Annotated in this window: 4 protein-coding genes; 1 reads left to right on the forward strand and 3 read right to left on the reverse strand. The window is 48.7% G+C overall.

Going from position 1 to position 6,250, the window contains the following annotated elements; genetic code table 11:
* Positions 1-8: 8 nt before the first annotated feature.
* Genes C7460_RS21140 through C7460_RS21150 form a run of 3 tightly spaced genes read right to left on the reverse strand, consistent with a single transcriptional unit; the run spans position 9 to position 4,302 of the window.
* Positions 9-2,345, reverse strand: coding sequence for a GumC family protein (locus tag C7460_RS21140; protein WP_115870136.1), 2,337 nt, complete (start codon positions 2,343-2,345; stop codon positions 9-11).
* Positions 2,342-3,139: a polysaccharide biosynthesis/export family protein gene (locus C7460_RS21145; RefSeq protein WP_115870137.1), complete on the reverse strand. Its 798-nt coding sequence runs from the start codon at positions 3,137-3,139 to the stop codon at positions 2,342-2,344. Before C7460_RS21145 ends, C7460_RS21140 begins: the two co-directional genes overlap by 4 nt.
* Before the next feature lie 47 nt (positions 3,140-3,186).
* Positions 3,187-4,302 (reverse strand): glycosyltransferase family 4 protein, encoded by a 1,116-nt coding sequence (locus C7460_RS21150; RefSeq protein WP_115870138.1) that lies wholly within the window; start codon positions 4,300-4,302, stop codon positions 3,187-3,189.
* Between the two features lie 90 nt (positions 4,303-4,392).
* Between C7460_RS21150 and hflX the strand changes: the two genes are divergently transcribed.
* Positions 4,393-5,580 carry a GTPase HflX gene (gene hflX, locus C7460_RS21155; protein ID WP_115870139.1) on the forward strand — a complete coding sequence of 396 codons (1,188 nt, stop codon included), beginning with the start codon at positions 4,393-4,395 and terminating at the stop codon, positions 5,578-5,580.
* Positions 5,581-6,250: the final 670 nt, after the last annotated feature.

The raw sequence follows: 6,250 nt of genomic DNA on the forward strand, positions 1-6,250 counted from the left end.
TAGCTGTATTATTTCGATTCCTCGTAATAACCGTACCCATATCCATAGCCATATCCATAGCCATATCCGTAGCCCTTTCCTCCTGCTTTTACAGAGTTAAAGATGACTGTAAGGTTGCTAAACTGATTGATGCGCTTGAGGTTTTCCAGGCTCTTTACAAACGAGCGCTTGGAATATTCCGATCGGATGACATAAAGCTGCAAATCAGATTTTTTCATGGACAGCACTGCATCGGTCACCAGGCCTACAGGCGGTGTATCCAGTATCACCAGATCATACCGGTCCTTTAGCTGGCTCAGTAGCTGATCGTATTCGGTGTTTAGTATAAGCTCTGAAGGGTTGGGAGGGTTAGGGCCTGCCGGGATGTAGTCCAGGTTTTCATGGTCTGTTTTCCTGATGGTCTCTTCCAGCTTGCTCTTCCCTATCAGCAGGGTACTCATGCCACTCGGGCTGGCTTCATCCTGAAACGCCAGGTGTACCTTGGGCTTGCGCATGTCCAGGTCCACGATACACACCTTCTGGTTGGACAGTGCAATGATAGCACCGAGGTTTACCGCCACGAAGGTTTTACCCTCACCAGAGATGGTAGACGTAATGGTAATCAACCGGGTATCATTGGTGCCATTGAGAAACTCCATATTGGTACGAATGGTCCTGAGCGACTCACTCATGGCAGACTTGGAGTTGGCCTTGATCACCATTTTGGTGAGCGGCAACTTTTCTGTACTGTAGTGAGGCACTGTACCCAGCACCGGCACGTCTATCAGCGACTCCAACTCCTTGAGGCTGGAGATCTGATTGTGTAGCAGGTAGCGTATCAGTACAAACACCACAGAAATAAACAATGCCGCCACGATGCCTATCACATAGATAAGCTTGGGCTGTGGTTTGATAGGTGCGCCGGGTAGTGAGGCTGGTGAAAGGATCACAAAGTTGGTGACAGTGCCAGCACGGGTGATTTCGAGCTCCATCTTGGTTTTGCGAAGCGATTGCAAAAACTCCTCCTGCAAGCTATAGAGCCGTCTGTTTTTAGAATACTCCGTATCCTGAGCAGGCAACCTCAAAAAGTTTTTTTCTAATCGTTTGCGTCCTGCATCTACCTGCGCTATTCTGCCTTTGAGTCTATCCTGATAGGTAGTGAGGGCCTGCTTTAGCTCTGCACGCTGGAGTGACAGCTGCTGGGTGATACGCTGCATCACCTGCGTATTGGCCTGGTATTGTCCTTTTTTGATCAGGTATTCTTCTCTGAGCTGCAGGTAGCTCTGCATATAGTCACTCAGATACGGGGGTAACCCCTCATAGATACCCGAGAAGATGACGCCTGATTCATTTTCTAAATCCCGACTGAGCATATTGAGCTGGCTTTGCTTACGCTTGAGCTCAAAGTAAGTAGAGTCCAAATGCTCCAACTCCACGATGGTCTGCTGCAAGTCAGCCTGCAAATTGACCGTACGGTTTTCGATGATGAAGTTTTCAAAGTACCGCTCAAACTCCTGTATGCGCTGCTCTGTTTCGCTCATCTGAGACTCCAAAAACGTTAATTTTTGCTCTATAGCCTGATTTTTAGCCTGCTTGGTATAGTCCAGATAGAGCGTGTCTATGGCTGTGAGCAAGTCCTGAGCTTTGTATTTGTTATAATCTACTATTGAGATGCGTATGGTCCTGGCATTGAAGTTTTCCGGCTGTACGGATACGGTGTTTTGAAAGTATTTGATCAGCGCTTCATTACTGTTTACCACAAAGTAGTACTTGCCTTCTACTTCAGGAAAGCTAAAGTTGCTGGTCTTTACGATTCGGCACGTAAAAGCGCTTGTTTGCACCTGATCACCAAATGTGTAGGTCTGCTTCTCTCCATTCCAAAGCAGCTCAAATGTATTTTCACCTGTTATTTCCAGGTCTATCTTTCGGTCGTAGTAGCCAAAGCTTTTCTTATCATAAAACACCTCAAACGGGCTATTGGTATAGCGCTCGTCAGTCAGGTAGGTACCGTAGTAGTGGTAAGACACGTCCATCCCCACTGCATCTACTACTTTGGACATGAAAAGCTTGGACTTGAGGATCTCTATTTCTCCTGAGATTTCATTGATATCTACTGATTTCATCCCCTGAGAGAGACCAAGCTCACGTGCTTCGCTTTCAAAATCCAGCTTGATGACCGAGCTGGACTCAAATACGGGTTTGGTATACCGCACGTATAGATAAGCTGCAGATGCTCCTACTATCAGAAATGCTACGATGTACAAGATGCTCTTGCGCAGGATGTACAAAAACTTCTCTGGGTCAAACGCATTGAGCAATTCGTTTGACTTGTTGTTTTGCTCCTCTATCTGCCCGAAATCGTTCACTTGGTGAGGTTTTGAATGACCAAAATAAGGGTAATGACACCAGAGACGATCCCGATTAATGGCGACACATCTCGGATGGACTCAAATACAGGCCGGCGCCATGGCTCCACATAGATGACATCTCCCGGACGCACAGCTATCACACTGGCTTTCATACCGCTGATGGTAGTAAGGTCTATTTCATATACCTGCGGATCACTCAGATCCCCTCTCAGCAGCTTGATGTTTTTGGCTTTGGCCCCAAGATCTAGCCCTCCATAGAGTGCCAGCACTTCGGCCAGGGTGGTGTTTTCATTATCCAGTGGCACTACTACACCGCCGTTTACCCCCAGCACTGTAACCCGTCGGTTGTTTACTTTTAGCTTTACAAAGCTCTCCTGGTAGTAAGTATCAAAAGCCTGCTCCAGCATGCGCTCTGCTTCTACTACAGTGAGTCCTACGAGCTTCACGTCGCCCACCATAGGCAGCTTGGCCACGCCATTTTGCTGTATGAGGTACTCGATCCTTCCGTTTTGCTGGTTTTGCTGGCGATTCATTCCCTGCATGAGCTCATTATTGGGGTCTATTACCCGCTCACCCTTATTGGTGTATACACGCAGGTCCAGGTAGTCGCCGGCACGCAGCACGTAGTTGCCCGCCGCGGCTGCTACTGGCTCACTCAGCTGCTCGGCGGTGAAGTCATCGTCTAGCTGAAAGAGGATATCCTGACGGTAGAGCTTACACCCCGACAGGGACATGAGCAAAACTGCCAGGAGAACAGAAAGGTGTTTCAAATCAAAAAAGTGTTCGTTCATACGCTGAGAGCGAATCTAAATGGAATTGAGTAAAGATAACAGATCAGCTATATATCACGGCCAGTTAGGTCGGTGACTTTTCGATGATACTGCCGGATCACCAGCTGTTGGTCAAAGTTTTCTTCTATAAACTTCCGTGACCTGTGGGCCATTTCGGTTTGTTCCTGGTGGCTCAGGGCCAAAAAGAGTTTGATTTTTGCGGCCAGATCGGCCGGATTTTGTGGCTTACACAAAAAGCCATTTTTGCCATCCTGCACCACATGCCTGCAGCCGGGCACATCTGTAGCGATCAGGGGCCTGCCCATAGCTCCTGCCTCTAGCAGGGTACGCGGCGTACCTTCCCGGTAAGAGGGCAGCACCACCGCACTGGCCTGAGCGATGACCGGTCGTACATCTTCTAAATGCGCGGTATAGCGAATAAGGCCTTCTTTTTGCCAGGTGGCAAGCTCCTCCCCTGCTATGGAGCGGGCATGACTTTCGTCCAATGCCCCTACGAGATGAAACCGTACATGGAGCCCTTTTTTGCGGAGCAGCCTGATAGCCTCTATGAAATCATAAACGCCCTTTTCTACCAGCAGCCGAGCAATCATCACCAGCTCTGGCACCTCAGCTGTAGGCAGGGGCTCCTGCGCAAAATGCTGCGTGTCTACTCCCGACCCGGGCAGCAAACTCGTTTTGCGCTCATCCAGTTTTACAAACCGGGTAAACTCTGCCTGATCTTCGTTGTTTTGGAAAAACACCCAGCTGGCATGCCGAAATGCAAAGCTATACAGGCTTACGGCGAGTTTTTTTACATAGCCCTTCCATAAGAAAACCGTGCCCAGCCCACTGACATTGGCGATGATCGGGATACCCAGTGCCTTGCAGGCCAATGCCCCGTAGATGTTGGGCTTGATGGTATAGGAAAGCAGCACATCAGGGCGCTCCCTGCGCAGTACTTGATAAAACTGCACCAATAGTTTACCATCAGTGAGGGGATTCATCCCGCTGGCACTCATAGGCAGCGGCACGTAGCTGCAGCCCATGGCTTCCAGTTTGGGGGAGTATTCGTCTGGCGGAGCGATGGCCACTACCTCATGGCCCTGATCTAAAAAGCTTTGGAGGAGGCCCTTTCTGAAATTATAGATGTTCCAACTGGTATTGATAGCAATGGCGATCTTCATGCAATCCTGCTCGTATGGGGATTTTTTAAACTAATTTTGAACTTTGCTAGTACAATATATGTACTGAATTTTAATCTACAGGGAAAATATATGATCGAGACTAAAAAAGCACAGGAATATGGAGTGTTGGTGGCGGTGGCCCCAAAATTTCAGTCGGACGAGAAAACCAAAGAGTTTTTGGATGAGCTGGAGTTCCTGGTGCAGACCCTCGACATCAAAGTAGAAAAAGCCTATGCCCAAAAGCTGGAGCACCCGGACCCGCGCACTTTTATAGGCAAAGGCAAGCTGGAGGAAATCAAAGAATATGTAAAGGCAAAGAAAATAGGCAATGTGATCTTTGATGATGACCTCAGCCCCTCGCAGCTGCGCAACCTGGAGAAGGAAATGAAGGTGAAAATCTATGACCGCAGCTTGCTGATACTGGACATTTTCCTGAAAAGGGCCAAAACCACCCAGGCCAAAACGCAGGTGGAGCTGGCCCGCTACCAGTACCTGCTCCCCAGACTGACCCGTATGTGGACTCACCTGGAACGCCAGCGTGGGGGCACCAGTACACGGGGTGGTGCCGGTGAGAAAGAGATAGAAACGGATAGACGTAACATCCGAAACCAGATCAATATCCTGCGCAAAAAACTGGACAAGATAGAAACCCAGGCAGCTACACGCCGAAAGTCGCGAGACGGCATAGTGCGCGTAGCGCTGGTAGGCTATACCAATGCGGGCAAGTCTACCCTCATGCGGCTGATCAGCAAAGAAAAAGTCTATGCCAAGGATGAGCTCTTTGCTACGGTGGACTCTACCGTGCGCAAGGTGGTGATCAACCAAATCCCTTTTTTGCTGTCGGACACGGTAGGGTTTATCCGCAAGCTACCTCACAACCTGATCGAGTCTTTTAAATCTACTCTGGAAGAGGTGAAAGAAGCGGATATCCTGCTGCACGTGATCGATACCTCCAACCCGGCCTATGAAGACCATGTGACTGTGGTAGAAAATACCCTGGAAGAGATCGGGGCGGCAGATATCCGCACTATCAAGGTGTACAACAAGGTGGACATGCTGGAGGATATCTCAGACATACATACCAATGGCAAGGGCAAGGCCCAGCCGTCGATTTTTGTGTCAGCGAAGACACGCTTTCACCTGGCGGAGCTGCGCTCACTGATCTATGATGAAGTAAAGCGGGAGCACATGAAGATTTATCCTAACTACCTGGAGCCGGAGCACTACAAGCTGTATGACTATGAGGCTGAGCAGTGGGGTGAAGAAGAAGAGCAGTAGGCAAAGGCAATACTCGTCTGAAGGCCGCTTACAACCAACTTTTTGATTCTACAGGCGTCTAACGGCCGCTGCAACCGTCTAAAACGTATTTACAGGCGTCTTTTTCAAATTACAGGCGTCAAAAACGTATTTACAAGCGTCTGAAGGCCACTTACAACCGACTTTTTGATTCTGCAGGCGTCTTACGGCCGCTGCAAGCGTATAAAACGCACTTACAAGCGTCTTTTTCATTCTACAGGCGTCAAAAATGTAATTACAATCAACTTATGCCCGTTTACAGTCGACTTTTTCGTTCTGCAGGCGTCTTACGGCCGCTGCAACCGTCTAAAACGCATTTACAAGCGTCTTTTTCATTCTGCAAGCGTCTAAATCGCATTTACAACCGTCTGAAGGCCACTTACAACCGTCTTTTTGATTCTGCAGGCGTCTTACGGCCGCTGCAAGCGTATAAAACGCACTTACAAGCGTCTTTTTCATTCTACAGGCGTCAAAAATGTAATTACAATCAACTTATGCCCGTTTACAGTCGACTTTTTCGTTCTGCAGGCGTCTTACGGCCGCTGCAACCGTCTAAAACGCATTTACAAGCGTCTTTTTCATTCTGCAAGCGTCTAAATCGCATTTACAACCGTCTGAAGGCCACTTACAACCGTCTTTTTGATTCTGCAGC

Origin of the sequence: Marinoscillum furvescens DSM 4134, assembly GCF_003386095.1 — a bacterium.
GTDB classification, from domain to species: domain Bacteria; phylum Bacteroidota; class Bacteroidia; order Cytophagales; family Cyclobacteriaceae; genus Marinoscillum; species Marinoscillum furvescens.

What these genes read in the sequence shown, in the direction of transcription:
- C7460_RS21145 (WP_115870137.1), bottom strand. Translation starts at nt 3,139, where the DNA reads ATGAACGAACACTTTTTTGATTTGAAACACCTTTCTGTTCTCCTGGCA.
- C7460_RS21150 (WP_115870138.1), bottom strand. Translation starts at nt 4,302, where the DNA reads ATGAAGATCGCCATTGCTATCAATACCAGTTGGAACATCTATAATTTC.
- hflX (WP_115870139.1), top strand. Translation starts at nt 4,393, where the DNA reads ATGATCGAGACTAAAAAAGCACAGGAATATGGAGTGTTGGTGGCGGTG.